Genomic DNA, 26,734 nt, shown 5'->3' on the forward strand with positions numbered 1-26,734 from the left:
CTCCCGCGGATGAGTGAAGTGATGCGTCAACCCTGCTGCTGCATCACCCAGAATGCCTTCTCGGCACCGTCCAGGGTCAGCTGGATATCCTCAGGGGCATGAGCACTGGACATAAAACCGGCCTCGAAGGCCGATGGGGCCAGATAGACCCCCTGGTCGAGCATCAGGGAGAAGAAGCGGCGGAAGGCATCGGCGTCGCAGGCGGTGGCCTGAGCGAAGTTATCGACCCGGCTCTGGCCGGTGAAGAAGACCCCAAACATGCCGCCAGCCCGCTGGGTGATCATGTCGATACCCGCGGCATCGGCCCTCTGCTGGAGACCATGGCAGAGAGTTTCAACCCGCTGTGCCAGAGCGTCGTGGAAGCCCGGCTGGCGCAGCTTGCCCAGCAGCGTGATGCCCGCCGCCATGGCCAGCGGGTTGCCGGAGAGGGTGCCGGCCTGGTAGACGGGGCCCAGCGGCGAGATCACCTCCATGATCTCGCGGCGACCGCCGAAGGCGCCCACCGGCATGCCGCCGCCAACGATCTTGCCCAGGCAAGTGAGGTCCGGCTCGATGCCGTAGTGGGCCTGGGCCCCTCCCATCGCTACGCGAAAGCCGGTCATCACCTCGTCGAAGATCAGCACGCTGCCGTGCTGGTCGCAGACACGGCGCAGGGTCTCGAGAAAGCCCGGCTGCGGCGGGATGCAGTTCATGTTGCCGGCCACCGGCTCGACGATGATGCAGGCCACCTGGTCGCCGATCTCCTCGAAGCACTCCTCCACGGCATCGGGATCATTGTAGGAGAGCGTCACGGTGTGCTCGGCCAACGAGGCGGGCACACCGGGAGAGCTGGGTTCACCATGGGTCAAGGCGCCCGAGCCGGCCTTGACCAGCAGCGAGTCGGAGTGGCCATGGTAGTTGCCCTCGAACTTGACGATCTTGTCGCGGCCGGTATAGCCGCGTGCCAGGCGAATCGCCGACATGGTGGCCTCGGTGCCGGAATTGACCATGCGCACCATCTCGATGCTGGGAATCATCTCGCAGATCAGATCAGCCATGGTGGTCTCGATGGCTGTAGGGGTACCGAAGGAAAGGCCACTGTCGAGGCGTTCGCGCACCGCAGCAAGCACCTCGGGGTCGGCGTGTCCAGTGATCATGAGCCCCCAGGAACCGACGTAGTCGACATAGCGTTTGCCTTCCACATCGAAGAGATAGGCGCCCTTTGCACGCTCCATGAACACCGGAGGACGATCCATTCCCTTGAAGGCGCGAACCGGCGAATTGACCCCGCCGGGAATATGGCGACAAGCCTGTTCGAAGAGCTGTGCGGATGTGGTCATGTCAACCTCTTGGGTGTTGATGCGTGCCCGAACGGGCTGTGGATAGTTCTTTGGATAGTTCTCTGGATAACTTCGTGACAGACGGTGAAGTGCCGGTGAACGTCGTCGAACGACGCGAGACTGTGCCGCTGTCGGATTCATCTATTCTCCTCTGCCGCATTCTCGTCTGCCGAAGAAGCGATGACCAGCCCGTCCCGTCATTGCCGAGGCGCCGCGGCATCAGTGGCGAGAAAGGCCGGCCGTGCCGGTAACTGCCAGAGACGCCGTGGCAATCGCTGGTCATGACCCGGCTGCCAGCCACGGGACAACGCCTGCCAGGTGAAGGCTTGAGCCTGCTCGCAGGCCCTGACCAGCGACTCGCCCGCCGCCAGGCGCGCTGCAAGGGCGCTGGCCAGGGTGCAGCCGGAACCATGAAAGCGTCCGGCGAGTCGCGGCCAGCTCCACTGCCGGCTGGTCTGTGGCGCATGCAGCGTGTGTTCCACCCGATCGCTCGGTACCCGTGCCGCAGGATAGTCGGTGCCGGTGACCAGCAGGGCCTGGCAACCCAATGACATCAGCCGCACCGCCCGCTCGGTGTCATCAGCGAATTCGGCACCTGCCAGCCGGGCTAGCTCCTGGCGGTTGGGGGTTAGGATATCCACACACGGCAGCAAGTGGCGGCAGATGGCATCGATCAGCTCAGCGGTGGATAAGTCACTCCCCCCGCCAGCCCTGAGCACCGGATCCATCACCACCGGCACCCCGGGGCGACGGCGCAGGATATCCACCACGGCATCCAGCACGGCGCCGTCCGGGATCAGGCCGATCTTGATGGCGGCGATCTCGAACTCCTCCAGGGCCGCCGCCATGGCGCGCAGGTCATCGGCGGCCACGGACGTCACCGCGGTGACGTCCCGGCAGTTCTGCACCGTCAGCGCGGTGGGTAGGGTCAACGCCCAGCCGCCGCAGGCCGCCACCGCTTCGCTGTCGGCGACCAGGCCGGCACCCCCGGTGGGGTCATGGCCGGCCAGCACCAGTACCGTCGGCAGGTGCGCAGTCAGTTCGGTTATCCCGGCCATCAGAACGGCTTCAACACAGCCAGGAAGATGATCAGCAGCAGGGCGATCACCGGCAGCTCGTTGAACCAGCGAAAGAATACCTGACCGCGACGACAGCGCGACTCGGCAAACTGTTTGAGGTAGATCAGGCAGAGATGATGGTAGCCCACCAGCAACGCTACCAGTAGCAGCTTGGCATGTATCCAGCCCTGGGCGAGCCAGGTGGGATTGAGCACCAGCAGCGCGCCGCCGAACACCAGCACGGCGATCATCGACGGGGTCATGATCCCGCGATAGAGCTTGCGCTCCATCACTAGAAAATACTCGATGGCCTGCTGGTCGCCGCGTTCCCGCGCCATGGCGTGGTAGACGTACAGGCGCGGCAGATAGAACATCGCAGCAAACCAGGTCACCATAGCTACCAGGTGCAGGGCCTTGATCCACAGATACATGACGACTCCTCAGCCGTGGGTCGAATCGGAAAAGCGATAATAGCGCTCGATGGCGTCGCGGGTAATGATACCGGAAATCCGCTTCTGCTTGGGCCGGTAACCATGCTCCACGTAGAGGGCATCCAACGCCTTGTCGTTGAGCCGATCGAAGGCCTCAGAGAGCGTCGCCTGCAGGTGGATCGGCGCCATATCCAGGCGCTGACCGGGAATTTCCAGCAGGTCCAGCAGGGCGCTGTCGTCTTCTGACTCGGGGGCTTCATGCTCCAGCAGCCAGCGGGCCAGGTCGGCCGCCTTGAGCGCCAGGGTCGGCTTGTCGTCCGAGGAGCGCTCAATCAGAACCCAGGCAGGACTGGACTCGAGCAGGGCACTGGCCTGGTCGCGGGTTATCATGCGCGAAGTGCGCACCACGCTACGCTCCATCACCGCCGGCACTGAGACCCGGGAGAGCGCCTGCATCAGCGGCTGCTGTAACGGGTGCAGGCCATGACGCGACTGGGTGAGGAAAAACCCTTGGCTGCGACTCAACTGCCGCGCCGTGAGGCTGGCCACCACCACCGCCAGCATGCCCGGCATGATGATGCTGGGATTGTGGGTGAGCTCGAGCAGTGCCATCAGCGCTGCCAAGGGGGCTTGCAGCACGGCGCCCATCATCGCTGCCATGCCCAGCAGGGCATAGACCTCGGGCGCAGAGGCCCCCATCGGCAGCAGCGCCTGACCTGCCATCCCGCACAGCGCCCCCATGGCGCCGCCGGCTACCAGAATGGGACCGATGATACTGATCGGAATACCACATGCGACACTTAAGGCCGTGAGCAACAGCTTGCCGATGGCCACTGCCAGCAGTACATCCACGGCGGCGCCGCCCCCCAAGGCCAGCTGAAGAGAGTCATACCCCATCCCCTGCACCTGGGGATACCACCAGGCCACCCCGGCCACCGCCCCCGCGGCCAGGCCGAAGCGCCATCCCATGGGCAGTCGCTGCAGCCCCTCATGGCCCCGGGAAACGCGCACGAACAGCGCCGCCATGAGGCCAATGAGCAGGCCACTGGCGAGGATCCAAGGGATGTCCAGCAAAGATTTCAGATGCAGGTCGGGAATACCGATAGCGGGGTCGGGCCCGTAGACCAATTGGGCCACCACGGCACCCATCGAGGAAGCCAGGATCACCGGCATGAAGCCGATGATGGTGTACTCCATCATCACCACTTCCATGGCGAAGATGACCCCGGCAATGGGCGTATTGAACGAGGCCGAGATGCCTGCCGCCGTGCCGCAAGCCACCAGTACCCTGAGGCTGTTGTGGGGCAGGTGCAGGTACTGGCCGAGACCGGTGGAGGCCGCTGCGCCAAGATGGATGGCCGGCCCCTCGCGACCGGCGGAAAGACCACCGATCACCGATACCACGCCCACCCACCACTGGGCCAACCAGTTGCGCAGCGGAAAGCGGCCCTGATGATAGGTCAGCCGGTCGATGACGTGGACCACGCCGATACGCCGTCCCTCAGGCGGCAGCTGGAAGAGCCACAGGCCAATCAGAGCGGCCGCGGCCAGGGGCATCAGCATCCGCAGGGCGGGGGACAGGGCCTCGAAGGCCTCGGGATCCCCCTCGGGAAACAGCAGTAGCCCACCCAGCGACAGCAGCAGCCGAAACCCCACCATCAACCCCCCCGTCACCAGACCCGAGACCACCCCCAGCACGCAGAGCTGGGGGAGGGCATCGACATTAGCCAACTGGCGACGGAAGCCTTCCAGACTAAAATCGGGAAGCGGGAGACGCGGCACGGCGACGTTCCTTTTCTGCCTTGTGGGCAAGCCCCTCCAGGCTGGAGCTGGGTAGAGCACGTCTGTCTTGTGTATCATATCCGGCGGCACAGGTCCCATCGCCATATCACCCACCTTAGGAGGCCACCGTGATCAAGGTCGGAATCGTCGGCGGCACTGGTTACACCGGCGTCGAACTGCTTAGGCTGCTAGCTTGTCACCCGCACGTGTCAGTGGAGGCCATCACCTCGCGCTCCGAGGCCGGCACGGCCGTCAGCGAGCTCTATCCCAACCTGCGTGGTCACTACGATGAGCTGACCTTCAGCGACCCCGATGCCGAGCGGCTGTCGCATTGTGACGCCGTGTTCTTCGCCACGCCCCATGGCGTGGCTCACGCCCTGGCGGGCGAGCTGCTCGACAAGGGCACCCGAGTCATCGACCTTTCGGCCGACTTCCGGCTGCGCGACAGCGATGAGTGGGCTCACTGGTATGGTCAACCCCACGGCGCCCCCGAACTGCTGGGCGAGGCGATCTATGGCCTGCCCGAGGTCAGCCGCGAACGCATCCGTCAGGCGCGCCTGATCGCGGTGCCCGGCTGTTACCCCACCGCCGTGCAGCTTGGCCTGCTGCCGCTGCTGGAAGCGGGCGTGATCGATACCGAGCGGGTCATCGCCGACTGCAAGTCCGGGGTCACCGGGGCCGGGCGCGGTGCCAAGGTGCCCTCGCTGCTGGCCGAGGCCAGCGAATCCATGAAGGCCTACGGTGCCTCGGGACACCGCCACCTGCCAGAGATCCGCCAAGGACTCTCCGATGCCGCCGGGGTTCCGGTGGGACTGACCTTCGTCCCCCACCTGACACCGATGATTCGCGGCATCCACGCCACCCTCTACGCTCGCCTGATCGCCGACCCCGGCGACCTCCAGGCACTCTTCGAGCGACGCTTCGCCGGTGAGCCCTTCGTCGACGTGATGCCGCCCGGCAGCCATCCCGAGACGCGCAGCGTGAAGGGCGCCAACGTCTGCCGCCTGGCCATCCACCGTCCCGGTGATGGCGACACCGTGGTGGTGCTCTCGGTGATCGACAACCTGGTCAAGGGCGCCTCCGGGCAGGCCGTGCACAATCTCAACCTGATGTTCGGCCTCGACGAGCAAGCCGGCCTCGAGGCACCGGCGATCATGCCCTGATGGCAGCGAAGGGCCCCACATGAAAACCCGTGATGAGTATCATAAAGTTGACTATTTTAGTGGGGGTTGTGGATAATCCCCACTGGCAAGACATTCATCGATCCAGGGGAGGTCATCCATGAGCGGTGCCGAATCCTTCGTTCCCACCCCCTTGATGCTCTCCGACGGGGCCCGTGCCCGGCTCGCGGCGCTCATCGAGGAACAGGGCAATCCCCAGCTCAAACTACGGGTCTACGTCACGGGTGGCGGCTGTTCGGGTTTCCAGTACGGCTTCGATTTCGCCGAGCAGGTCGCCGACGACGACACCCTCGTCGAGTTCGGCCAGGTCGCGCTGGTCGTCGATCCACTCTCGTATCAATATCTGGTCGGCTCCACCGTCGACTACGAGGAGGGCCTGGCCGGTGCCCGCTTCCTGGTGCAAAACCCCAATGCCACCACTACTTGTGGCTGCGGCGCCTCCTTCATGGTCTGAGCATTAGCGTTGGCTCAGCGGCGACAGCCGGCTTTTTTCCCCACTTGACGCTTCCCCGGGAACTCGCCATGGTTTAAGGCGTAATCCATAACAAATTCTTCCATGGGGAATCGTATGAAACGTCAACTGAAGACCGCTTGGCTGAGTGCCAGCATCGCCCTCGGCTTGGGCCTCTCCGGCGTAGCCAGCGCCAACAATCATGTTCTCACGGTCGTTACCGACCCGAGCTTCGTGCCCTTCGAGATGATGGATCAGGAAACCGGCGAGATGGTCGGCTTCGACATGGACATCATCAACGAGGTAGCCGAACGGGCCGGCTTCGAGTACAACCTGCGCACCATGGACTTCAACGGCATCATCCCCGCCGTGCAGACCGGCAACGTCGACATCGCCATTGCCGGCATCACGATCACCGATCAACGTGCCGAGATCGTCGACTTCTCCGACCCCTATTACGACAGTGGCTTGCGCATCCTGGTCCGCGCTAACGACGACAGCGTCAACGACATCGAGGATTTGGAAGACAAGAAGATCGGCACCAAGGTCGGTTCCACCAGCTATGACTTTCTCGATGAGAACCTTGGTGACGAGGCCGATATTGTCCCCTATCCGGGCAGCAGCGACATGTATATGGCGCTGCTTGGCGGCAGTGTCGATGCCGTCTTTTACGATGCCCCCAACGTCGGCTATTTCGCCAAAACCCGCGGCGAGGGACGGGTCAAGGTCGTCGGTCCGCTCTATGAAGGTCAGCAGTACGGCATCGTCTTCGTCAAGGGCAGCGAATGGGTCGACCCCGTCAACGAAGCCCTCGCCGCAATGAAGGAAGATGGCACTTACGACGAGATCCACGCCAAGTGGTTCGGTAGCACCAGCGGCGAGTGATGCCCTCCATCTGCTGATCGCGGGGCCGGGTCGAAAGCGCCCGGCCCCGCTGCGTTGTGCATCCGGCTCGCCCCCTGTCGCCCCCCCCTGCGTCTTGACGGAGAAACCCTGTGGACGTCACCTTCCAATTCGACTGGCAGGCGGCCTTTGCCTCCATTCCCTTCCTGCTTAAGGGTATTCCCTATACCCTGCTAATCTCCTTTGGTGGCCTGGCCATCGGTTTCCTGATCGGGATCCTCTTCGGCCTGCTGCGGATCAGTCCTATCGCCTGGCTGAAGGTTCCGGCCGTGGCCTATATCGAGATATTCCGTGGCACCCCGGTACTGGTGCAGGTGCTGTTCATTTTCTATGGCCTGCCGCAACTGCTGGGCAGCCCCATCAACGCCCTGGTGGCCGGCATCGCTGCCATCGCCGTCAACGCCGGCGCCTACATCTCGGAGATCGTGCGAGGCGGCGTGCAGTCCATCGAGCGCGGTCAGCGCGAGGCGGGCCTTTCGCTGGGCCTGTCCCGACTCCAGACCTTCCGCTACATCATCTGGCCCCAGGCGTTCCGGCGCATGATCCCGCCCCTGGGCAACCAGGGCATCATCAGCATTAAGGATACCTCACTGTTCTCGGTGATCGGCGTCGGCGAACTGGTGCGCCAAGGTCAGGTGTATATCGCCACCACCTTCAACGCCCTGGAGGTCTACCTGATGGTCGCCCTACTCTACCTGGCGATCACCCTGACCCTATCGTTTGCGCTGCGCCAGCTGGAGCGCAAGGGCCTAGTCGGACAATAAGGAAAGGCGATATGAACCCAGACAAGTCCCAGTCCTCGTCCGGTGCCGATTTCATCGTGCGTCTGGACAAGGTCAACAAGTTCTTTGGCGACCTTCACGTGCTGAAGGACATCGACCTGGCAGTCTCTCCCGGGGAAGTGGTGGTGATCATCGGTGCCAGCGGCTCGGGCAAGTCGACGCTGATCCGCTGCATCAATGGCCTGGAGGAGTTCCAGCAGGGCCACATCGAAGTCGACGGCAACGAGCTACTGCCCCATGGCAAGGCTGGCAGGGCTCTGCAGAAGATCCGCACCGAGGTGGGCATGGTCTTCCAGCAGTTCAACCTCTTCCCGCACCTGAGCGTGCTCGACAACGTGACCCTGGCGCCGATGAAAGTCCGCGGCTGGAGCCGTGCAGATGCCACCGAGACCGCCGACCGCCTGCTTGAACGGGTGGGCATCAGCGACCAGGCGGCCAAACACCCCGGGCAGCTCTCCGGTGGCCAGCAACAGCGTGTGGCACTTGCTCGTGCCCTGGCCATGGAACCGCGCCTGATGCTGTTCGATGAACCGACCTCGGCGCTCGACCCAGAGATGATCGGCGAAGTCCTTGATGCCATGCGTGAACTGGCGAGAGAGGGCATGACCATGCTAATCGTAACTCACGAGATGGGCTTCGCCCGGGAGGTCGCCGACCGGGTAATCTTCATCCACCAGGGAGAGATCGCCGAGCAAGGCCCACCCGAGGAAGTGCTCGATCATCCCCGCCATCCGCCCACCCAGCAGTTCCTGTCGCGAGTGCTCAAGCACTGATAACCCTACATTGGCACCGAAACAAAAGGCTCTGTCGTGATCGACAGGGCTTTTTTTTAGTTGTGGACAGAATATTCGCTTAACTGCGTTGGATCGGCCTGTAGCCCTTGCCACGCGTGGCTATGGGTAGGTAATGGGCAGGTAATGGCGGGGTGTTCACAGTCACGGTAGTAAGCCAGGTAGGCAGCGGTGGATAACCCGTGAGCGAACGGGACTGTGGATAAGCATGCTCTTCGTCCACAGCCTCCTGACACGTCACGCCCAGGGAGCCAGCTCGATCTCCGCACAGTTGTCAACACCATAAGCTATTGAAAAAATGATGATTATATAACTTATCCACGGATAATGCCCACACCAGTAGTTACAACCACAACAGAAGTTCTCTTTTATATTCTGTTTTAATGTATAGCAGGAGCGCGATGATGTCTTCATCACGGAACGGGTGTGGAAAACCCTGACGATTACCCACAGGAGGTTTATACTGGCCCGCTGATTTGCTCTTCCCTGACGCAACATCGGCGCCATGCGCCAAGAGGTGACCCTTGCAATATCCCGACCGCTTTGACGCCATCGTCATCGGCGGCGGCCATGCCGGAACCGAAGCTGCCCTGGCCTCGGCCCGCATGGGCTGCCGGACCCTGTTGTTGACCCACAACATCGAGACGCTCGGCCAGATGTCTTGCAATCCCGCCATCGGCGGGATCGGCAAGAGTCATCTGGTCAAGGAGATCGATGCCCTGGGCGGCGCCATGGGCCTGGCAACCGACCTGGCCGGCATCCAGTTTCGCGTGCTCAACGCCCGCAAGGGACCGGCAGTACGCGCCACCCGGGCCCAGGCAGACCGGGTCCGTTACAAGGCGGCAATTCGTCACATGCTGGAGACCCAGACCAACCTGACGCTCTTCCAGCAAGCGGCCGGTGACCTGATCGTCGAGGGGGATACCGTGCGCGGCGTGGTCACCGAGACCGGTATCCGTCTACTCGCCGAGACCGTGGTGCTATGCACTGGAACCTTCCTCGGTGGGGTGATCCATATCGGCCTTGACTCTAGCCGTGGCGGACGCGCCGGTGATCCGCCCTCCAACGCCCTGGCCGAGCGTCTGCGGGCACTGCCGTTTCACGTCGACCGGCTCAAGACTGGAACTCCTCCGCGCCTGGACGCCAAGAGCGTGGATTTCTCGGTGCTCGAGGACCAGCCTGGCGACGATCCGACGCCAGTAATGTCCTACCTCGGCAATCGCGAGATGCACCCTCGCCAGGTAAACTGCCATATCGCGCATACCAACCCGCGAAGTCACGAGATCATCCTTGCCAACCTCGACCGTTCACCGATGTACTCCGGGGTGATCGAGGGGGTCGGGCCACGCTATTGTCCGTCCATCGAGGACAAGGTGCATCGCTTCGCCGACAAGGCCAGCCACCAGGTGTTTATCGAGCCGGAAGGGCTCGACACTCACGAGCTCTATCCCAATGGGATCTCCACCTCGTTGCCCTTCGACGTGCAGCTGCAGGTTGTGCGCTCCATCGCCGGGCTGGAGAACGCCCATATCACCCGCCCGGGTTACGCCATCGAGTATGACTTCTTCGATCCCCGCGATCTCAAGCACTCGCTGGAGACGAAATTTATCCACAACCTCTATTTCGCCGGCCAGATCAACGGCACCACCGGCTACGAGGAAGCAGGTGCCCAGGGGCTGCTAGCGGGGCTCAATGCGGCATTGCGGGCGCGAGGACGGCAGGCCTGGTCACCGCGCCGCGATGAGGCCTACCTCGGTGTGCTGGTCGATGACCTGATCACCCTTGGGACCAGGGAGCCTTATCGGATGTTCACCTCGCGCGCTGAATACCGCCTGCTGCTGCGCGAGGACAACGCCGACATGCGCCTCACCGAAATCGGTCGCGAACTGGGCCTGGTGGACGATGCCCGCTGGTCAGCCTTTGCGGCCAAGCGCGAGGCGGTGGAGCGCGAGAGCGCGCGGCTGAAGGCCCACTGGGTGCAGCCGGGCTCCCCCGCGGCCGCCCGGGTCGAGGCCAAGACCGGCACGCCGCTGACCCGTGAATACAGCCTCATGGAGTTACTGCGGCGCCCTGAGCTTGCCTATGGAGACCTCGCCGACCTGCCCGGCATCGAAGGGCAACCGGTCGAGGACGAGGCGGTCGCCGACCAGGTGCAGATCCAGGCCAAGTACCAGGGCTACATCGATCGCCAGCAGCACGAGATCGACAAGCTCAAGCGCCACGAGGCCATGCTGCTGCCGGCTGACCTCGACTACCAGCGGGTCGAGGGGCTCTCCCACGAGATCCGTCAGAAGCTCGGGAAGGCGCGTCCCGAGACCCTGGCCCAGGCCGGGCGCATCTCCGGGGTGACCCCGGCGGCGGTCTCTATCCTGTTGATCCACCTCAAGAAGCGGCGGATGCTCGACGAGAGACGGGTGGCTCAGGCATGACGCAAGGCGATCAGCTCGCCGACGCTCGGCTTGATAGCGGACTGGCGGCGCTGGGTATCGCCGTGGATGACCTCCAGCGCCGCCGATTACTGGCGCTGGTGGAACTGTTGCACAAGTGGAACCGCGCCTATAACCTCACCGCGGTACGCACGCCGGCGGAGATGGTGAGCCGCCACCTCCTCGACAGTGCCGCCGTGATGCGTTATGTCCACGGCCCCGAACTGCTTGACGTGGGTTCGGGATCCGGCTTGCCAGGATTGGTACTGGCGATTCTCGAGCCGACGCTGTCGGTGACGCTGCTCGACAGCAATGGCAAGAAGGTTCGGTTCCAGCGCCAGGCCGTGATGGAGCTTGGGCTTGGCAATGTCACGCCGGTTCAGGTAAGAGTCGAAGCCTTCGCGCCGCTCTCTGGCGGCTATTCCCAGGTGATCTCGCGGGCCTTCTCTAGCCTGGGCGATTTCGTTGCATTGACCGCGCGCTTGATGAAGCCCCATGGCGAGTGGTTAGCCATGAAGGGCCCAGCCGTGGATGATGAGCTTCACGGTTTGCCCGAGGGAGTCGAGGTGACGGCACGACACGAGCTTGCAGTGCCCTACGTGGACGGCAGTCGTCAGCTCGTCATCCTTCGCCACCAGGATGTGAGCCAGGCCTGACTCAGTAGTGTCTGTTTTCCCAGCAAGGGAGTTGCCCGTGACCAAGATCATCGCCTTGACCAACCAGAAAGGGGGGGTGGGAAAGACCACCACCGCCGTCAACCTCGCGGCGAGCCTGGCGGCCCTGGATCGTCGTGTGCTGCTGGTCGACCTGGACCCACAGGGACATGCCACCATGGGCAGTGGCGCCGACAAGCATGGTCTGGATGGCAGCGTGCTCGAGGTGGTGCTGGGCGAGAAACGCCCCTCCGAGGTGATCCTCGACTGCCCCCAGGCGGGCTATGCATTACTGCCCGGCAACGGCGACCTGACGGCCGCTGAGGTGGAACTGCTCAATCGTCACGAGGGGCGTGAGCGCTGCCTGATCAAGGCCTTGGAAGATGTCGCCGGGGAATATGACGTGGTGCTGATCGATTGTCCGCCGTCGCTCAACATGCTCACCGTCAATGCCCTGACCGCCGCCGATGGCGTATTGATCCCGCTGCAGTGCGAGTTCTACGCTCTGGAGGGATTGTCGGCCCTGCTTGACACCGTGGAGCAGATAAAGGATAGCGTGAACCCGCAGATCGAGATCTTCGGGATATTGCGTACCATGTTCGATGCTCGTAACAGCCTGACCCGGGATATCAGCAAGCAGCTGCGCGACTACTTCGGTGATGCACTGCTCAAGACCACCATCCCGCGCAACGTGCGGGTCGCCGAGGCGCCAAGCCACGGGTTGCCGGTGACCAAGTACGCGCGCTTCTCGCGCGGCAGCCAGGCCCACCGGGTGCTGGCCAAGGAATTGATCCGGCGCCTGTCGCTGTAGCTGGGTGCCGAATACCGCTGGTAGTGATGAGAGGAAATCGATGACGCGTAAACGCGCCCTGGGACGCGGCCTGGATGCCCTGATCGGTGCCAATGTCCGCCGTCGTGAAAGCCTCGACCTGCCTGAGGTCGATCTCGATCCGCATGGGCAGGACGCCGTTCCGGTGGTCGCGCAAGCCGAGGAACGACTCGAACGCTTACCGCTGGACCAGCTCGCTCGTGGCAAGTTCCAGCCGCGACGCGACATCCAGCCCGAGGCCCTCGAACAACTCGCCGATTCGATTCGCGCCCAGGGCGTGATGCAGCCCATTGTGGTGCGCCCTGTCGGCGAAGCTCGCTATGAGATCATCGCTGGTGAGCGTCGCTGGCGTGCCGCCCAGCTCGCCGAGCTCGACGTGATTCCTGCGGTGATCCGCGAGGTCAGCGACGAGGTGGCGCTGGCCCTGGCGCTGATCGAGAACATCCAGCGTGAAGACCTCAACCCCGTTGAGGAAGCGATGGCCCTCAAGCGGCTGCTCGAGGAGTTCGCCCTCACCCAGCAGCAGGTGGCCGATGCCGTGGGCCGCTCACGGGCCCAGGTGGCCAACCTGCTAAGACTGCTGACGCTGGACCCTGAAGTACAGACCCTGCTCGAGCGTGGCGATCTGGACATGGGGCATGCCCGGGCGCTTCTGGCGCTTACCGCTGCCAAGCAGCGCCAGGCCGCTCACGAGGTAGTCAACAGGGATCTGACGGTTCGTGATACTGAGGCATTGGTGAAGCGCCTGGCCAAGGGGGAGCCCACCAAGCCACGAGCCGAGGCGCCGTCGGCGGATGTGGCGGGTCTCGAGACGCGGCTCGCCGAGGTTCTGGGCGCGCCCGTGAAGATCCAGCATGGCCGCGGCGGCAAGGGACGCGTAACCATTCGCTACGCTAGCCTGGATGAACTCGATGGCATCCTCGAGCATATCCGTTGATGGGAGATTTCCCGCCACAGGAAAGCATTTAGTCGGCTAATTAAATCGCCGATTTTATCGACTTTTAGTCGTAGGCAAGCGAGATATCGCGAACGATGGCAACTTTCTCGGTTGAAGCCTGGAGGAGGCTTCCCTATAATCCCGGCGAATTGTCGCTGGCTGGCACACGGCAGTCACCGGGCATATCGAAACGCATCGACACGACAATTCTGGAGGAAGCCGATGGCTGTCAGCATCCAGCGTCCGCGCTTCCATAGCCTGTTGATGGCCCAGTGTGCCGCGGTTGGCCTGATGGCGAGCCTGGGAGCATGGTATGGTGGCTTGCCCGCCGCCGGCTCCGCTTTGCTGGGCGGCATGGTAGCCATTGCACCCAATACCTATTTTGCCTGGCAAATGTTCCGTTATCAGGGTGCCCGATACACCAAGCAGATCGTCAATAGCTTCTACAAGGCAGAGGCCGGCAAGTTCGGTTTGACGGTGGCACTGTTTACGCTGGTATTCGTCGCAGTGCCCCCCTCAAACCCCGCTTTCTTCTTTGGCGCATATGTGGTGGCGCTGTTTGCCCACTGGTTGGGTCCCTGGTTGGTGCGGCAACCGTCACACACCTGAAATCGAGGCAGCTCATGGCAGGCAACAACCCGACTCCCACGGAGTATATCCAGCACCACCTGCAAAATCTGACCTTCGGCTACCACCCGGAGAACGGCTGGTCGATCGCCCATTCCGCCCAGGAGGCCGCCGACATGGGGTTCTGGGCGCTGCATCTCGATACCTTGGGTTGGTCCATTGGCCTTGGCGTGCTGTTCCTGTGGTTGTTTCGCAAGATAGGCAAGGCGGCCACTACCGGGATTCCGGGAGTGATGCAGAACTTCGTCGAACTAATGGTCGAGTTCGTCGATAACTCGGTGAAGGACACCTTTCACGGCAAGAGCAAGCTGATCGCCCCGCTGTCACTGACCATCTTCTGCTGGGTCTTTTTGATGAACCTGATGGACCTGGTGCCGGTGGACTTTCTGCCGATGCTGGCCCAGAGGGTCGCTGCCATGTTCGGTGCCGACCCGGCACACGTCTACTTCAAGGTGGTGCCCACCACCGACGTCAACGCGACCCTGGGCATGGCCCTCTCGGTTTTTGCGCTGATCATCTTCTACACCATCCGTGAGAAGGGTTTCTCCGGCTTTATCGGCGAACTGACCCTGCACCCGTTCAACTCTACGAACAAGTTGGTGCAGGCACTGTTCGTACCGGTTAACTTCCTGCTCGAGACGGTGACCCTGATCGCCAAGCCAATTTCACTGGCGCTTCGTCTGTTCGGCAACCTCTATGCCGGTGAGCTGATCTTCATCCTGATCGCCATGATCGGACTCTGGCAGCTGCCCCTTCACTTTACCTGGGCCGTCTTCCATATCCTGGTCATTACCTTGCAGGCCTTCATCTTCATGATGCTGACCATCGTCTACCTGGCGATGGCGGTGGAGAAGCACTGAGCATCCCGACAACCCGCTGGACCATCAACCCCTAAACCACTCGACTGAAACTGGAGAACCACCATGGAAGCACAAGTTCTGGGTCTGACCGCGATTGCCGTGTCCCTGCTGATCGGCCTGGGCGCCCTGGGCACCGCCATCGGCTTCGGTATCCTCGGCGGCAAGTTTCTGGAAGGCGCTGCACGCCAGCCGGAAATGATCCCTGTGCTGCAGGTCAAGATGTTCATCGTCGCTGGCCTGCTGGATGCCGTGACCATGATCGGTGTAGGTATCGCGCTGTTCTTCACCTTCGCTAACCCGTTTGTCGGTTAAGGCACGACGGTCTAAAGAACCGTCGTGATGTTAACCCCAAACCTGTGACGCGAGAGGTGCTGGCGTGAACCTGAACCTAACCCTGATCGGCCAGGCTATCGCCTTTGCGTTCTTCGTCTGGTTCTGCATGAAGTTTGTCTGGCCCCCGGTCATGCAGGCTCTGCAGGAGCGCCAGAAGAAGATCGCCGATGGTCTAGATGCTGCCAGCCGGGCATCCCGCGATCTCGAACTGGCCGAAGAACAGGCCAGTGAGACACTGCGTGAGAGCAAGCAACAGGCAGCCGAAATCCTGGAGCAGGCCCATAAACGGTCCAACCAGATGATTGACGAGGCACGTGACCAGGCCCGCCAGGAAGGCGAGCGGATGATCAACAATGCCAAGTCCGAGATTGAGCAGGAAGTGAACCGCGCAAAGGAAGAGCTGCGTGCGCAGGTGTCGCGACTCGCCATCGTGGGGGCGGAACGCATCCTGGAATCCTCCATCGACGAGAAGCAGCACAGCAAGCTCCTCGACAAACTCGCCAAAGAGCTTTGAGGAGGTGACCCATGGCGGAAACGACAACCATCGCTCGACCCTACGCCAAGGCAGCCTTTGAGTTTGCTGTCGAGCATCAGGCACTGGATGACTGGTCCATGATGCTGGGCACCGCGGCACGTGTGGTCGCCAATGAGGACATGCATCGTCGGGTGCTGGGCAACCCGCTTGTGTCGAGTGCCCAGAAGGTTGACCTGGTCGTCGATGTCTGCGGCGATGTGCTCAACGACGACGTCCGCAACTTCCTGCGGTTGATTACCCAGAAGGGTCGCTTGGTCGCGTTGCCGGCCATCGCCGAGCAATTCGAGCTGCTCAAGGCGCAGCAGGAAAAACGCATGGACGTGAGCATCGTCTCTGCCTTCCCGCTGGATGACGCACAGCAGGACAAGCTCGCGAGTGCCCTGGCCAAGCGTCTTAACCGCGAAATCTCCATTACCACTCAGGTGGATTCCAGCCTCCTGGGAGGCGTCATCCTGCGTGCCGGCGACACCGTCATCGACGGCTCGGTACGCGGTCGACTGAACCGCCTCCATGAGGCCCTTTCCGCCTGAGTCTGAGGGACATTGGCATGCAGCAACTGAATCCTTCCGAGATCAGCGACATCATCAAGCAGCGTATCGAGAAGCTGGATGTCGCATCCGAAGCCCGCAATCAGGGCACCATCGTCAGCGTGTCTGACGGTATTGTGCAGATCCATGGCCTTGCCGACGCCATGTTCGGCGAGATGATCGAGTTTCCTGGCGGCATCTACGGCATGACGCTTAACCTCGAGCGCGACAACGTCGGCGTGGTGGTGCTCGGCGACTACCTTCAACTCGAGGAGGGCATGACTGCCCAGTGTACCGGGCGCATCCTCGAGGTACCGGTGGGGCCGGAGTTGTGCGGTCGCGTGGTCGACGCCCTGGGTAACCCCATCGATGGCAAGGGCGACATCAACACCAAGATGACCGACGCGGTGGAGAAGGTTGCCCCCGGCGTCATCACCCGCCAGTCGGTCGATCAGCCGATCCAGACCGGCTTCAAATCCATCGACGCCATGGTACCGATCGGTCGCGGCCAGCGCGAGCTGATCATCGGTGACCGCCAGATCGGCAAGTCGGCCATCGCCATCGACGCCATCATCAACCAGAAGGGTAAGGACGTCACTTGCGTCTATGTCGCGATCGGCCAGAAGCAGTCGACCATCGCCAACGTGGTACGCAAGCTCGAGGAGCATGGTGCCATGGAACACACCATCGTGGTTGCCGCCGGCGCTGCTGACCCGGCCCCGATGCAGTTCCTCGCCGCCTACTCTGGCTGCACTATGGGCGAGTACTTCCGTGACCGCGGCGAAGATGCACTGATCGTCTACGACGACCTGTCCAAGCAGGCGGTGGCCTACCGTCAGGTCTCGCTGCTGCTGCGTCGTCCGCCGGGTCGCGAGGCCTACCCCGGTGACGTCTTCTACCTTCATTCACGTCTGCTCGAACGTGCCGCTCGTGTCAACACCGACTACGTCGAGAAGTTCACCGACGGCAAGGTGAAGGGCAAGACTGGCTCGCTGACGGCCCTGCCGATCATCGAGACCCAGGGGGGCGATGTTTCAGCCTTCGTGCCGACCAACGTGATCTCGATCACCGACGGCCAGATCTTCCTCGAAACCGACCTGTTCAACTCGGGCATCCGTCCGGCCATCAACGCCGGTCTGTCGGTATCGCGTGTCGGTGGCTCGGCCCAGACCAAGATCATCAAGAAGCTGGGCGGCAGCGTGCGTCTGGCCCTGGCCCAGTACCGTGAACTGGCAGCCTTCGCCCAGTTTGCCTCCGACTTGGATGAGGCGACCCGCAAGCAGCTCGAGCACGGTCAGCGCGTCACCGAACTGATGAAGCAGAACCAGTACTCGCCGATGTCCGTGGCCGAGATGGCCGTCTCGCTGTATGCCGCCAATGAGGGCTACCTTGAGGACGTCGAGGTCAGCAAGGTGCTGAGCTTTGAACGTGCCCTGCAGGACTTCATGAAGTCCGAGCATGGCGAACTGCTCGACCAGATCAACGAGACCGGCGACTACAACGACGAGATCAAGAACGGCTTGAAGGATGGTCTCGACAAGTTCAAGGCCACTCAGAGCTGGTAACACGGCTGGCCCGCTCGCCGTGAGCGGGCCATGGAGCTTTCTGAGGGCCACGAACGAAAGGTAGATCGCTATGGCAGCTGCAAAAGAGATTCGCACCCAGATCGGGAGCATCAAGAACACGCAGAAGATCACCAGCGCCATGGAAATGGTCGCGGCATCGAAGATGCGCAAGGCACAGGATCGGATGAAGGCCAGCCAGCCCTATGCCAAACAGATGCGCAATGTCGTGAGTCATGTCGCTGATGCCAACCCGGAGTATCTGCATCCGTGGATGGTGGAGCGTGAGGTCAAGCGCGTGGGCTATATCGTGGTGTCTTCCGACCGCGGCCTGTGTGGTGGCCTGAACGTCAACCTGTTCAAGACCACGGTCAGGCATGCCAAGTCCCGGCGTGATGAGGGCGCGGAGCTCGACTTCTGCGCCCTGGGTAGCAAGGCCACCAGCTTCTTTCGCAAGTTTGGTGGCAACCTGGTCGCGGCCAAGAAGGGACTGGGCGAGGCTCCCGGTGCCGAGGACCTGATCGGCAGCGTTAAGGTGATGCTGGATGCGTATGACGAGGGCCAGCTGGACCGCCTGTACGTGGTGCATAACGAATTCATCAACACCATGACCCAGAAGCCGGTGGTTCGTCAGTTGCTGCCCCTCTCGAACGAGATGGGGGCGGAGGAGCCCGACGACGAGGAACACAAGCGTCCCAACAGCTGGGACTACCTGTATGAGCCGGATGCCAAGACGCTGCTGGATAGCCTGCTGGTGCGTTTCGTCGAGGCGCAGGTCTATCAGGCGGTGGTCGCCAACGTGGCATGCGAGCAAGCCGCTCGCATGATCGCCATGAAGAGCGCGACCGACAACGCCGGCAATCTGATCGACGACCTGGAGCTGGTGTACAACAAGGCCCGTCAGGCGGCCATTACCCAGGAAATCTCCGAGATCGTCGGTGGCGCCGCCGCCGTTTAGCGTCAGGGAGGGTGTGTCCCTCCCGGCAAGCAGGTTTCATTTTCAGGTATTTGAGAGGAACCAAGATGAGCGGACGTATCGTACAAATCATCGGCGCGGTGATTGACGTAGAGTTTCCGCGGGACGATGTGCCCAAGGTCTACGACGCGCTGAAGGTCTCGGACAACGGGACCGTTCTCGAGGTCCAGCAGCAGCTGGGAGACGGCGTGGTGCGCACCATTGCCATGGGCACGACTGAGGGACTCAAGCGTAGCATGGAGGTCGACAACACTGGGGCGGCGATCTCCGTACCGGTGGGCAAGCAGACCCTGGGGCGCATCATGAACGTGCTCGGTGAGCCCATCGACGAGGCTGGCGAGATCGGCGAGACCGAGCGCATGCCGATCCACCGAAAGGCGCCTGGTTACGCGGACCAGGCAGCGACCGAAGAGCTGCTGGAAACCGGCATCAAGGTCATCGACTTGGTCTGCCCGTTCGCCAAGGGGGGCAAGGTTGGCCTGTTCGGCGGTGCCGGGGTGGGCAAGACCGTCAACATGATGGAGTTGATCCGCAACATCGCCACCGAGCACAGTGGTTACTCGGTCTTCGCTGGTGTCGGCGAGCGGACCCGCGAGGGTAACGATTTCTATCACGAGATGACCGAGTCCAACGTCATCGACAAGGTGTCGCTGGTCTATGGCCAGATGAACGAGCCGCCCGGCAACCGCCTGCGCGTAGCGCTGACCGGTCTGACCATCGCCGAGAAGTTCCGCGATGAAGGCCGCGACGTGCTGCTGTTCGTCGATAACATCTATCGCTATACCCTGGCGGGTACCGAGGTTTCCGCCCTGCTGGGCCGGATGCCTTCTGCGGTTGGGTACCAGCCGACTCTGGCCGAGGAGATGGGGGTTTTGCAGGAGCGCATCACCTCCACCAAGGATGGCTCTATCACCTCGGTGCAGGCCGTCTACGTCCCCGCGGACGATCTCACCGACCCGTCACCGGCGACGACCTTTTCGCACCTGGATGCCACGGTGGTGCTGGCGCGTTCCATCGCCGAGCTGGGTATCTATCCGGCCATCGATCCGCTGGATTCCACCTCGCGTCAGCTCGACCCGCTAGTGGTCGGCGAGGAGCACTACAACACCGCCCGTGGTGTACAGGGCGTGCTGCAGCGCTACAAGGAGCTTAAGGACATCATCGCCATCCTGGGTATGGACGAGCTGTCTGACGAGGATAAGCTGGCCGTGTCTCGGGCGCGCAAGATCCAGCGCTTCCTCTCACAGCCGTTCTTCGTCGCCGAGGTGTTCACCGGCTCACCCGGTAAGTACGTGTCCTTGAAGGAAACCATTCGTGGCTTCCAGGGCATCCTCGACGGCGAGTACGACGAATTGCCGGAGCAGGCCTTCTATATGGTGGGCACGATCGACGAGGCCGTCGAGAAAGCCAACCAGATGAAGTAATCCCTCCACCTGGGAGACGTCATCATGACGAAAAGCTTCAAATGCGAGATCGTCAGCGCCGAGGCGTCGATCTATTCCGGCACCGCCGAGGAGCTCGTGGCGGTCGGGGGCTTGGGGGATCTCGGTATCCTGGCCGGGCACGCCCCGCTGTTGACCGAGCTCAAGCCGGGCCCGGTTCGGATCGTTCATGGCCAGGGCGAGGAGGATCACTTCTACGTCACGGGGGGCTTTCTCGAGGTGCAGCCGGATGTGGTCACCGTGCTGGCGGATACCGCCGTGCGGGCCGATGACCTCGACGAGGCAGCGGCGGAGGAGGCTCGCCAGCAGGCGCTCAAGGCGATGAGTGACAAGTCTGCGGAGATGGATTATTCGCGGGCCTCGGCCGAGCTGGCCGAAGCCATGGCGCAATTGCGCACCATCCAGCAGCTGCGCAGGAAGGCCGGCAAGGGCTGAAACCGCCCGATGCCGTTGACCGCGCCCCCCGTACTCATCCTGCGGGGGGCGTTGTCGTCTCGGGCCAGTATCACGTCGACTCCAGCAGCTTAGCCAGATCCCTCGATGACACCCTGACGCTGTGCCAGCTGATGGATTTGATTCGGCGGGCGGACAGCGGCACTGCGAATGTGTATGCTCGGCAACCGCTGCGCTAGCCCACCCGACGCCTCTTACGGATCTTGACATGGATTGGCTACAGATCTTCGTTCTCGCGATCGTTCAGGGATTGACCGAGTTCCTGCCGATCTCCAGCTCGGCCCACCTAATCCTGGTGCCGATATTCAGTGACTGGAACGACCAAGGCCTGGCCTTCGACGTGGCCCTGCACATCGGCAGCCTGAGCGCGGTGGTGATCTACTTCCGCCATGAACTGGTCGGCATGACCACCAGCTGGTGTTGTAGTGTGGCGAGGCGAGGGACCGACGAGGATGCGCGTTTGGCCTGGTGGGTGATCCTGGCCACCATCCCGGTAGGGCTCGCCGGGCTGGCCTTCAAAGACAGTATCGAGGGCATCATGCGCTCACCGCTGGTCATCGCCGCGGGGTTGATCGTCTTTGGCCTGCTGCTTGCCTATGCCGACTGGCGTCATCGCGGGACACGTGACGAGTACCACCTGTACTGGCAGGATGCCCTGTGGGTCGGCCTGGCCCAGACTCTGGCGCTGATCCCGGGCACCTCGCGTTCCGGCATCACCATGACCGCAGGGTTGCTGCTGGGGCTGAGCCGCGAGGCTTCGGCGCGCTTCTCCTTCCTGCTGTCGATCCCGGTGATCGTGCTGGCCGGTGGCCTGGAGATCATCGGCCTCGCCAGCGCCCCCGGCCCGGTGGATTGGAGGACGCTGATTCTGGGGGCGTTGCTCTCTGGCATTAGCGCCTTCCTGTGTATCCATTTCTTCCTGCTCTTCATCAGGCGCATCGGCATGCAACCCTTCGTGGTCTACCGCCTGATGCTGGGTGTGGCCCTGATCTGGCTATTCGGAGGTTCCCCGTCATGAGCGTCTGTCGTCCCCTGTGGTTGCTCCTGCTGATCGTCCTGCTGGCGGGCTGCTCCGAACGCGACCGGCCGCTGGACTCGCCGGTGACCCTCAAGGGCGAAGTCTTCGGAACCTTCTATCAGGTGACCATCGCCGACCCGCTGACACGGCGCGAGCTCGAGGCTCTGGAGACAGGCATTCTGGCCGAGATGGCATCGGTGGATGCCGCCATGTCGACCTGGCGCAAGGATTCCGAGCTGGTACTGTTCAATCAGGCGCCACTGGGTGAATGGCAATCGCTTTCCGATGAGCTGATCGAGGTGATGGCCATCGGTCAGGCCGTGTCTGAAGCCAGCGGTGGAGCCTTCGACATGACCATTGGCGGCCTTGTCAACCTGTGGAGTTTCGGGCCCGAGGCGCGTCCCCGAGAGGTGCCCGATGACGCCACCCTGAGCAAACGACTGGCCAAGATCGGCCCTGGTAGCCTGGAGATCGACGAGCAGGCCTTGCAGGCTCGACGCCTTCGTGATGTCTTCGTCGATCTCTCCGGGGTCGCCAAGGGCCATGCTACCGACCGTGTGGCGGCCTACCTGACCCGGCAGGAGATCGACCACTATCTGGTCAACATTGGGGGAGAACTAAAGGTCGCGGGGTTTCGCGACGGCGAGTCCAGCCCTTGGCGCATCGGCATTGAGGTGCCTCGGGATGGCCCCCAGCAGGCCCAGCAAATTCTGCCTCTCAATGACATGGCGCTGGCAACGTCCGGTGACTATCGCAACTATTTCGAAGAAGATGGCCAGCGTTACTCCCACACTATTGACCCGCGCACCGGTCGGCCCATCGACCACCGCCTGGCCTCGGTGAGTGTTTTTATGTCCTCCGATGCCTGGGCCGATGCCTGGGCGACTGCGCTGATGGTGCTGGGTGAGGAGGAAGGCATGGCGCTGGCCCGCGAGCGGAACCTCGCGGTTCTGATGCTGGTGCGTCAGGGGGAGGGATGGGCGACGTGGGTCAGTCCTGCCTTTGTCGATCGCTTCGGCCATGAAATCGTCGACAATTTTGACATGACCGTCGCCGATGGGCCCACCTCCGCCTAGAATGAGGGGGGTTCAGGTGAATCAGGCCAAGGAGTCATGATGACGCTCGATGTGGTGATACTGGCAGCCGGGCAGGGAACTCGCATGCGCTCGACCCGGCCCAAGGTGCTGCACCAGCTGGCCGGCAAGCCGATGGTGCGTCACGTGATCGATACCGCCCGCCGGCTAGCGGCCGAGCGCACCCATGTGGTGGTCGGCCACGGGGCTGAGCAGGTGCGTGAGGCCCTGGCCGACTGCCCGGTGCACTTCGCCCTGCAGGCCGAGCAGAAGGGCACCGGCCATGCCGTGGCCCAGGCTCTTGACGCGCTCGGCGAGGGCCGGGTGCTGGTGCTCTACGGTGACGTGCCGCTGATCCGCCACGAGACGCTGGTTGAGCTGCTCGCCCACGTCGACGAGCACCACCTGGGCCTGCTCACCGTGCTCCTGGAGGATCCCGCGGGTTATGGTCGCATCCTGCGCAATGCGGCCGGTGAGGCGGTCGCCATCGTCGAGCACAAGGATGCCTCCGAGACCGAACGAGCCGTGCGCGAATGCAATACCGGTATCATGGCCATGACCGCCGCCCAGTTGCGTCGCTGGTTACCGCGTCTTTCCGCCGATAACGCCCAAGGCGAGTACTACCTGACCGACATCATCGCCATGGCCGCCGCCGAGGGCGTGAAGGTGGCTACCGTTCAGCCGGCCCGACCGCTGGAGGTTGAGGGCGTCAATAATCGTGCCCAGATGGCTCATCTGGAGCGTGCCTATCAGCATGATATCGCCGAGCGACTGATGGAGCAGGGGGTGGCCCTCGCCGACCCTTCTCGCCTCGACGTGCGTGGACGTCTAACCTGCGGCCATGACGTGGAGATCGACGTGGGCTGCGTCTTCGAGGGCGAGGTGGCACTGGGCGAGGGGGTGCGCATTGGCCCCCACTGCGTGATCCGTAACAGCCACGTCGGCGCCGAGAGCGTGATCGAGTCTCACAGCGTCCTCGACGGGGCGGTGGTGGCTGGGCTCAATCGCATCGGCCCCTTCGCCCGGCTGCGGCCCGGCTCGCGGCTGGCAGTGGGGGCCAGGATCGGCAACTTCGTCGAGACCAAGAACGTCGAGGTGGGTGAGGGTAGCAAGATCAACCATCTGAGCTATGTGGGCGATGCCCGCCTGGGACACGACGTCAATGTCGGCGCCGGCACCATCACCTGCAACTACGATGGCGTCAACAAGCACCATACCGAGATCGGCGACGAGGCCTTCATTGGTTCCAACACGGCGCTGGTGGCCCCGGTCAGCATTGGTCAAAGCGCCACCGTGGGCGCCGGCTCGACGATCAGCAAGGATGTCGCCGACAACGCCCTGGCCATCTCCCGGGCCTGCCAGATCAGCAAGGCCGACTGGCCGCGGCCAGCCAAGCGCCAGAAATCCTGAGGAGAGGCCTTATGTGTGGAATCGTCGGTGCGGTTGCCGAACGCAATGTGCAGAATATCCTGCTGGAAGGGCTGAAGCGACTGGAGTACCGCGGTTATGATTCCGCCGGCATGGCGGTGCGCTCCCCGCAGGGGCATCTGCAGCGGCGTCGGACACTGGGCAAGGTGGCGGTTCTCGAGGAGTGTCTGGTTGCCGAGCCGCTGCCGGGACGTAGCGGGATCGCTCATACCCGCTGGGCGACCCATGGACGTCCCAGCGAGCACAATGCTCATCCGCATCAGTCCGGCGAGCGTCTGGCGGTGGTGCATAATGGCATTATCGAGAACCACGAGACCCTGCGCCGCGAGCTCGAGGCCGAGGGCTACGCCTTCATCTCCGAGACCGATACCGAGGTGATCGCTCATCTGCTGGAGCGGGAGAGCCGCCAGGCCGGTGACCTGCTCGCTGCCGTTCGACGGGTGCTGACCCGTATCGACGGCGCCTATGCGCTGGGAGTGATCCATGCCGAGGAGCCCGATGTAATCATCGGCGCCCGCAAGGGCAGCCCGCTGGTGGTGGGAGTGGGCATCGACGAGGCCTTCCTGGCCTCCGACCCACTGGCCCTGCTACAGGTCACCGACCGCTTCATCTACCTAGAGGAGGGCGACGCGGTGCGTCTTTGCGCCGGTGGGCGCATCGAGGTGTTCGACACCGAGGGCGCGGTCGTGGAGCGCGCGGTGCAGACCTTCGAGCATGGCGACGGGGCGGCCAGTAAGGGCGACTATCGCCACTTCATGCTCAAGGAGATACATGAGCAGCCAATGGTGATCGCTGCGGCCCTGGAGGGGCGTCTGGGCGAGCGCTCGGTGCTGGTGGAGAGCTTTGGCCCCGATGCCGAGGCGCTCTTTCGACAGGCGCGTCAGATCCATATCGTTGCTTGCGGTACCAGCTACCATGCAGGCATGGTAGCCCGCTACTGGCTGGAGCGCTATGCCGGGTTAGCGGTGCAGGTGGAGGTGGCCTCGGAGTATCGCTATCGCCAGGTGGTGGTGCCGGAGGGAACCCTCTTTGTGACCCTCTCGCAGTCCGGCGAGACCGCCGATACCCTGGCGGCACTGCGCTTTGCCCGGCAACGCGGCTATCTCGCCAGCCTGGCGATCTGCAATGTGCCAGGTAGCTCGCTGGTGCGCGAATCGGACCTGACTCTGATGACCCAGGCCGGGCCGGAGATCGGCGTGGCCTCCACCAAGGCCTTCACCACCCAGCTTACCGCGCTGATGCTGCTGACCCTGGCGCTGGGCCGTCTGCGCGGTCAGGCCGAGGACGAACAGGCAAACCTGGTTCAGGGGCTGCGGGAACTGCCCGGCCTGGTGGCGCGGGTTCTCGAACTCGATTCGGCCATCGAACAGCTCTCCATGGCCTTCGCCGAGAAGCACCATGCGCTCTTTCTGGGCCGCGGCGCCCACTTCCCCATCGCCCTGGAGGGCGCGCTCAAGCTCAAGGAGATCTCCTACATCCACGCCGAGGCCTACCCGGCGGGCGAGCTCAAGCATGGCCCGTTGGCGCTGGTCGACAGCGAGATGCCGGTCATCTCCGTGGCGCCCAACGATGAACTGCTCGACAAGCTCAAGTCCAACCTTCAGGAGGTGCGCGCCCGGGGTGGCGAGCTCTTCGTCTTTGCCGATGAGCAGGTTGGCCTGATCGAGGAGGAGTACGTTCACGTGCTGCGCCTGCCCCATGTGCATGAGGCGCTAGCGCCGATCCTCTATACCGTGCCACTGCAGTTGCTCAGCTACCATGTGGCGGTGCTCAAGGGCACCGACGTGGATCAGCCGCGCAACCTGGCCAAGTCCGTCACCGTGGAGTGAGTCGCTCGCTACTCCCCGACGTCAGAGGTATCGATGGGGCTGCATGCCGATTGACGTGGTAGGCTCACGTTCTCCCAGGATGTTGATAACTTGTGGCGTGAACCGCATGATGCGCGGCATTCGGCTGTGCTTCCCAGGCTCCTGCGACCGCTCTTGTCAATGCCAGCTCTACCGGAGCGATTTGCCAAGAGTCCCATTACACGGGCTTTTCACGGCAGGTATCTGGCCGTTGCCCTCTGTCGAACCCTTGGCTGGCGTCCTGGACGGGTGCCCGTTTCCTGCCCTTGATAGTCTGTGGCATCCTGTGGATAAATCAGGGGAAAACCCCTGACTTCAGGGTGGATACCGAATGATCGCGGTGTCCCGAACCGACCGATACTACGTCCAAAAACGTAGGCAAGAAACAGGCCCTAGCCATCGAGCGTTTGATCGGATAGTTTTACCGACTGGTGTGCCTCTTCCCATGGATATTGACGCGATATTGCGCAGAAACAGCGTGGATCTTGCGAGCATCTGGCACCCCAGCAT

26 protein-coding genes are annotated in these 26,734 nt (G+C 62.8%); 22 read left to right on the forward strand and 4 right to left on the reverse strand.

The genetic code is table 11. The annotated features are described in order from the left end of the window. Positions 1-26: 26 nt before the first annotated feature. The 4 genes from hemL to DFO68_RS10550 form a co-directional block, all read right to left on the reverse strand. Positions 27-1,319 (reverse strand): glutamate-1-semialdehyde 2,1-aminomutase, encoded by a 1,293-nt coding sequence (gene hemL / locus DFO68_RS10535; RefSeq protein WP_133483625.1) that lies wholly within the window; start codon positions 1,317-1,319, stop codon positions 27-29. Positions 1,320-1,516: 197 nt separating this feature from the next. Beyond that, on the reverse strand, positions 1,517-2,377 hold the full coding sequence (gene thiD, locus DFO68_RS10540; RefSeq protein WP_133483626.1) for a bifunctional hydroxymethylpyrimidine kinase/phosphomethylpyrimidine kinase: 861 nt from the start codon (positions 2,375-2,377) through the stop codon (positions 1,517-1,519). Beyond that, positions 2,377-2,808: a protoporphyrinogen oxidase HemJ gene (gene hemJ / locus DFO68_RS10545; protein ID WP_133483627.1), complete on the reverse strand. Its 432-nt coding sequence runs from the start codon at positions 2,806-2,808 to the stop codon at positions 2,377-2,379. Before hemJ ends, thiD begins: the two co-directional genes overlap by 1 nt. Positions 2,809-2,817: 9 nt before the next feature. Further along, positions 2,818-4,590 carry a chloride channel protein gene (locus DFO68_RS10550; protein WP_243726485.1) on the reverse strand — a complete coding sequence of 591 codons (1,773 nt, stop codon included), beginning with the start codon at positions 4,588-4,590 and terminating at the stop codon, positions 2,818-2,820. Positions 4,591-4,718: 128 nt separating this feature from the next. On the opposite strand from DFO68_RS10550, the gene argC reads away from it, so the two are divergent. The 22 genes from argC (at position 4,719) to glmS (ending at position 26,206) form a co-directional block, all read left to right on the forward strand. Further along, positions 4,719-5,753, forward strand: a complete 1,035-nt coding sequence (gene argC, locus DFO68_RS10555; protein ID WP_133483629.1) for an N-acetyl-gamma-glutamyl-phosphate reductase — start codon at positions 4,719-4,721, stop codon at positions 5,751-5,753. A gap of 118 nt (positions 5,754-5,871) precedes the next feature. Then, positions 5,872-6,225, forward strand: coding sequence for an iron-sulfur cluster insertion protein ErpA (gene erpA, locus DFO68_RS10560; RefSeq protein ID WP_133483630.1), 354 nt, complete (start codon positions 5,872-5,874; stop codon positions 6,223-6,225). 114 nt (positions 6,226-6,339) lie between these two features. Then, complete coding sequence (locus tag DFO68_RS10565; protein WP_133483631.1) at positions 6,340-7,107, forward strand: transporter substrate-binding domain-containing protein; 768 nt, start codon at positions 6,340-6,342, stop codon at positions 7,105-7,107. A 110-nt stretch (positions 7,108-7,217) separates the two neighbouring features. Continuing rightward, positions 7,218-7,889, forward strand: a complete 672-nt coding sequence (locus DFO68_RS10570; protein ID WP_133483632.1) for an amino acid ABC transporter permease — start codon at positions 7,218-7,220, stop codon at positions 7,887-7,889. Positions 7,890-7,900: 11 nt separating this feature from the next. Next, on the forward strand, positions 7,901-8,680 hold the full coding sequence (locus DFO68_RS10575; RefSeq protein WP_133483633.1) for an amino acid ABC transporter ATP-binding protein: 780 nt from the start codon (positions 7,901-7,903) through the stop codon (positions 8,678-8,680). 542 nt (positions 8,681-9,222) lie between these two features. Beyond that, positions 9,223-11,127: a tRNA uridine-5-carboxymethylaminomethyl(34) synthesis enzyme MnmG gene (gene mnmG / locus DFO68_RS10580; protein WP_133483634.1), complete on the forward strand. Its 1,905-nt coding sequence runs from the start codon at positions 9,223-9,225 to the stop codon at positions 11,125-11,127. Beyond that, positions 11,124-11,780, forward strand: coding sequence for a 16S rRNA (guanine(527)-N(7))-methyltransferase RsmG (gene rsmG, locus DFO68_RS10585; RefSeq protein WP_133483635.1), 657 nt, complete (start codon positions 11,124-11,126; stop codon positions 11,778-11,780). The genes mnmG and rsmG overlap by 4 nt, the downstream gene beginning before the upstream one ends. Before the next feature lie 37 nt (positions 11,781-11,817). Next, positions 11,818-12,588 (forward strand): ParA family protein, encoded by a 771-nt coding sequence (locus DFO68_RS10590; RefSeq protein ID WP_133483636.1) that lies wholly within the window; start codon positions 11,818-11,820, stop codon positions 12,586-12,588. Positions 12,589-12,628: 40 nt separating this feature from the next. Continuing rightward, on the forward strand, positions 12,629-13,543 hold the full coding sequence (locus DFO68_RS10595) for a ParB/RepB/Spo0J family partition protein (protein ID WP_133483637.1): 915 nt from the start codon (positions 12,629-12,631) through the stop codon (positions 13,541-13,543). A gap of 222 nt (positions 13,544-13,765) precedes the next feature. Next, entirely contained in the window at positions 13,766-14,152 is a 387-nt protein-coding gene (locus DFO68_RS10600) for a F0F1 ATP synthase subunit I (protein ID WP_133483638.1), read from the forward strand. Positions 14,153-14,166: 14 nt separating this feature from the next. Further along, positions 14,167-15,030, forward strand: a complete 864-nt coding sequence (gene atpB / locus DFO68_RS10605; protein WP_133483639.1) for a F0F1 ATP synthase subunit A — start codon at positions 14,167-14,169, stop codon at positions 15,028-15,030. 63 nt (positions 15,031-15,093) lie between these two features. Beyond that, a complete protein-coding gene (gene atpE, locus DFO68_RS10610) occupies positions 15,094-15,342 on the forward strand; it encodes a F0F1 ATP synthase subunit C (RefSeq protein WP_133483640.1) in 249 nt (82 codons plus the stop codon). A 64-nt stretch (positions 15,343-15,406) separates the two neighbouring features. Continuing rightward, positions 15,407-15,877: a F0F1 ATP synthase subunit B gene (locus DFO68_RS10615; RefSeq protein WP_133483641.1), complete on the forward strand. Its 471-nt coding sequence runs from the start codon at positions 15,407-15,409 to the stop codon at positions 15,875-15,877. A gap of 11 nt (positions 15,878-15,888) precedes the next feature. Beyond that, positions 15,889-16,428, forward strand: a complete 540-nt coding sequence (locus tag DFO68_RS10620) for a F0F1 ATP synthase subunit delta (RefSeq protein ID WP_133483642.1) — start codon at positions 15,889-15,891, stop codon at positions 16,426-16,428. 17 nt (positions 16,429-16,445) lie between these two features. Beyond that, positions 16,446-17,990 (forward strand): F0F1 ATP synthase subunit alpha, encoded by a 1,545-nt coding sequence (atpA, locus tag DFO68_RS10625; protein ID WP_133483643.1) that lies wholly within the window; start codon positions 16,446-16,448, stop codon positions 17,988-17,990. Between the two features lie 70 nt (positions 17,991-18,060). Beyond that, positions 18,061-18,945 carry a F0F1 ATP synthase subunit gamma gene (atpG, locus tag DFO68_RS10630; protein ID WP_133483644.1) on the forward strand — a complete coding sequence of 295 codons (885 nt, stop codon included), beginning with the start codon at positions 18,061-18,063 and terminating at the stop codon, positions 18,943-18,945. A 65-nt stretch (positions 18,946-19,010) separates the two neighbouring features. Next, a complete protein-coding gene (gene atpD, locus DFO68_RS10635) occupies positions 19,011-20,387 on the forward strand; it encodes a F0F1 ATP synthase subunit beta (RefSeq protein ID WP_133483645.1) in 1,377 nt (458 codons plus the stop codon). A 24-nt stretch (positions 20,388-20,411) separates the two neighbouring features. After that, positions 20,412-20,840 (forward strand): F0F1 ATP synthase subunit epsilon, encoded by a 429-nt coding sequence (locus tag DFO68_RS10640; protein WP_133483646.1) that lies wholly within the window; start codon positions 20,412-20,414, stop codon positions 20,838-20,840. Between the two features lie 226 nt (positions 20,841-21,066). Then, positions 21,067-21,876, forward strand: a complete 810-nt coding sequence (locus DFO68_RS10645; protein ID WP_133483647.1) for an undecaprenyl-diphosphate phosphatase — start codon at positions 21,067-21,069, stop codon at positions 21,874-21,876. After that, positions 21,873-22,952 (forward strand): FAD:protein FMN transferase, encoded by a 1,080-nt coding sequence (locus tag DFO68_RS10650; protein ID WP_133483648.1) that lies wholly within the window; start codon positions 21,873-21,875, stop codon positions 22,950-22,952. Before DFO68_RS10645 ends, DFO68_RS10650 begins: the two co-directional genes overlap by 4 nt. A gap of 39 nt (positions 22,953-22,991) precedes the next feature. Beyond that, a complete protein-coding gene (glmU, locus tag DFO68_RS10655; protein WP_133483649.1) occupies positions 22,992-24,359 on the forward strand; it encodes a bifunctional UDP-N-acetylglucosamine diphosphorylase/glucosamine-1-phosphate N-acetyltransferase GlmU in 1,368 nt (455 codons plus the stop codon). Positions 24,360-24,370: 11 nt separating this feature from the next. Next, a complete protein-coding gene (gene glmS, locus DFO68_RS10660; RefSeq protein ID WP_133483650.1) occupies positions 24,371-26,206 on the forward strand; it encodes a glutamine--fructose-6-phosphate transaminase (isomerizing) in 1,836 nt (611 codons plus the stop codon). Positions 26,207-26,734: the final 528 nt, after the last annotated feature.

The sequence above is a fragment of the Halomonas ventosae genome (genome assembly GCF_004361885.1).
GTDB classification, from domain to species: domain Bacteria; phylum Pseudomonadota; class Gammaproteobacteria; order Pseudomonadales; family Halomonadaceae; genus Halomonas; species Halomonas ventosae_C.

Bases quoted from the DNA above. Each gene is read 5' to 3' on its own strand.
- hemL (WP_133483625.1), bottom strand. From the start codon at position 1,319: ATGACCACATCCGCACAGCTCTTCGAACAGGCTTGTCGCCATATTCCC.
- thiD (WP_133483626.1), bottom strand. From the start codon at position 2,377: ATGGCCGGGATAACCGAACTGACTGCGCACCTGCCGACGGTACTGGTG.
- hemJ (WP_133483627.1), bottom strand. From the start codon at position 2,808: ATGTATCTGTGGATCAAGGCCCTGCACCTGGTAGCTATGGTGACCTGG.
- erpA (WP_133483630.1), top strand. From the start codon at position 5,872: ATGAGCGGTGCCGAATCCTTCGTTCCCACCCCCTTGATGCTCTCCGAC.
- DFO68_RS10565 (WP_133483631.1), top strand. From the start codon at position 6,340: ATGAAACGTCAACTGAAGACCGCTTGGCTGAGTGCCAGCATCGCCCTC.
- DFO68_RS10575 (WP_133483633.1), top strand. From the start codon at position 7,901: ATGAACCCAGACAAGTCCCAGTCCTCGTCCGGTGCCGATTTCATCGTG.
- rsmG (WP_133483635.1), top strand. From the start codon at position 11,124: ATGACGCAAGGCGATCAGCTCGCCGACGCTCGGCTTGATAGCGGACTG.
- DFO68_RS10595 (WP_133483637.1), top strand. From the start codon at position 12,629: ATGACGCGTAAACGCGCCCTGGGACGCGGCCTGGATGCCCTGATCGGT.
- DFO68_RS10600 (WP_133483638.1), top strand. From the start codon at position 13,766: ATGGCTGTCAGCATCCAGCGTCCGCGCTTCCATAGCCTGTTGATGGCC.
- atpB (WP_133483639.1), top strand. From the start codon at position 14,167: ATGGCAGGCAACAACCCGACTCCCACGGAGTATATCCAGCACCACCTG.
- atpE (WP_133483640.1), top strand. From the start codon at position 15,094: ATGGAAGCACAAGTTCTGGGTCTGACCGCGATTGCCGTGTCCCTGCTG.
- DFO68_RS10620 (WP_133483642.1), top strand. From the start codon at position 15,889: ATGGCGGAAACGACAACCATCGCTCGACCCTACGCCAAGGCAGCCTTT.
- atpA (WP_133483643.1), top strand. From the start codon at position 16,446: ATGCAGCAACTGAATCCTTCCGAGATCAGCGACATCATCAAGCAGCGT.
- atpG (WP_133483644.1), top strand. From the start codon at position 18,061: ATGGCAGCTGCAAAAGAGATTCGCACCCAGATCGGGAGCATCAAGAAC.
- atpD (WP_133483645.1), top strand. From the start codon at position 19,011: ATGAGCGGACGTATCGTACAAATCATCGGCGCGGTGATTGACGTAGAG.
- DFO68_RS10640 (WP_133483646.1), top strand. From the start codon at position 20,412: ATGACGAAAAGCTTCAAATGCGAGATCGTCAGCGCCGAGGCGTCGATC.
- DFO68_RS10645 (WP_133483647.1), top strand. From the start codon at position 21,067: ATGGATTGGCTACAGATCTTCGTTCTCGCGATCGTTCAGGGATTGACC.
- DFO68_RS10650 (WP_133483648.1), top strand. From the start codon at position 21,873: ATGAGCGTCTGTCGTCCCCTGTGGTTGCTCCTGCTGATCGTCCTGCTG.
- glmU (WP_133483649.1), top strand. From the start codon at position 22,992: ATGACGCTCGATGTGGTGATACTGGCAGCCGGGCAGGGAACTCGCATG.
- glmS (WP_133483650.1), top strand. From the start codon at position 24,371: ATGTGTGGAATCGTCGGTGCGGTTGCCGAACGCAATGTGCAGAATATC.